The sequence below is a fragment of the Pelistega indica genome (genome assembly GCF_000506865.1).
Taxonomy (GTDB): Bacteria; Pseudomonadota; Gammaproteobacteria; order Burkholderiales; family Burkholderiaceae_B; genus Taylorella; species Taylorella indica.
This window is the reverse complement of the sequence record NZ_AYSV01000044.1, coordinates 1-1,116: the sequence shown is the minus strand read 5'-3', so window position 1 is coordinate 1,116 and position 1,116 is coordinate 1. Positions and strand designations below refer to the sequence as shown.

1 pseudogene is annotated in these 1,116 nt (G+C 41.0%); it reads left to right on the top strand.

Annotation, left to right across the window (positions count from 1 at the left end):
- Positions 1-797, top strand: a pseudogene (locus V757_RS18245) (aldehyde dehydrogenase family protein); the annotation flags it as partial.
- Positions 798-1,116 lie beyond the last annotated feature (319 nt).

Sequence of the window (1,116 nt, the reverse complement as noted above, 5' to 3'; positions counted from 1 at the left end):
GACTGAAATATATCGTCGTGCCTCAGAGCATGGCAAACGTTGCCAAGCAATGATGGGCGCCAAAAATCACTGCGTTATTATGCCTGATGCCGATAAGGTAAGTAGCTCTCAACCAGTTAGTAGGTGCTGCTTTTGGTGCTGCTGGTCAGCGTTGTATGGCAACATCTGTAGCTGTATTTGTCGGTAAATCAAAAGAGTGGATTGATGAATTTGTAGAAAAATCAAAACTACTCAAAGTAAATGTTGGTACAGACCGTAAAGCTGACTTAGGGCCACTCGTTTCACCACAAGCCAAAGAGCGTGTTAAACGTTTAATCCAATCAGGTGTTGAAGAAGGTGCCTCTTTACTATTAGACGGTAGTGACATCACCGTAGAAGGCTATGAGAACGGTAACTTTATTGGTCCAACTATTTTCAACAATGTAAAAGCTGATATGCAAATTTATCGTGAAGAGATTTTTGGACCAGTGCTATGTATCGTTAGCGTTGATACTATTGAAGAAGCTGTTGAATTTATTAATGCCAACCCAAATGGTAACGGTGTGGCCATCTTTACGCAAGACGGAGGTACTGCTCGTTACTTCCAAAATAATGTTGATGTAGGTCAAATTGGTATTAATATCCCTATCCCAGTTCCTGTTGCTTGGTTTAGTTTTACGGGCTCACGTGGATCAAAACTTGGTGTATTAGGACCTAATGGAAAACAAGCAATTGCATTCTGGACACAGACCAAATCCATTACAGCACGTTGGTCTCATCATGAGAGAAGTGTAAACACCACTATTTCAATGAAATAATCACTATATCGTAGTGTACTAAGCAGACCGTAATATTCATTGAGTATTACGGTCTTGTTATGTAGATGGGTGTTTTAAGTCCACTATCACAAACACCCTGAAAAAACATGCACAACAATTTGTGTTTGTCTAGTATGACAGAATAGTTTTGTCCAATAGAACATCACAACCGCTCCCTTTAGCATGAAATCTTTCTCACTAAACCTAGTAGGATTTCATCATGACCTCTCGAAAAAAACCGTCCCCTTCCTCTACTAACTCTACGCCACCATCTCCAGCTGCTACCGTCACATCTGACCCTACAGCACCTCCCKMCTGA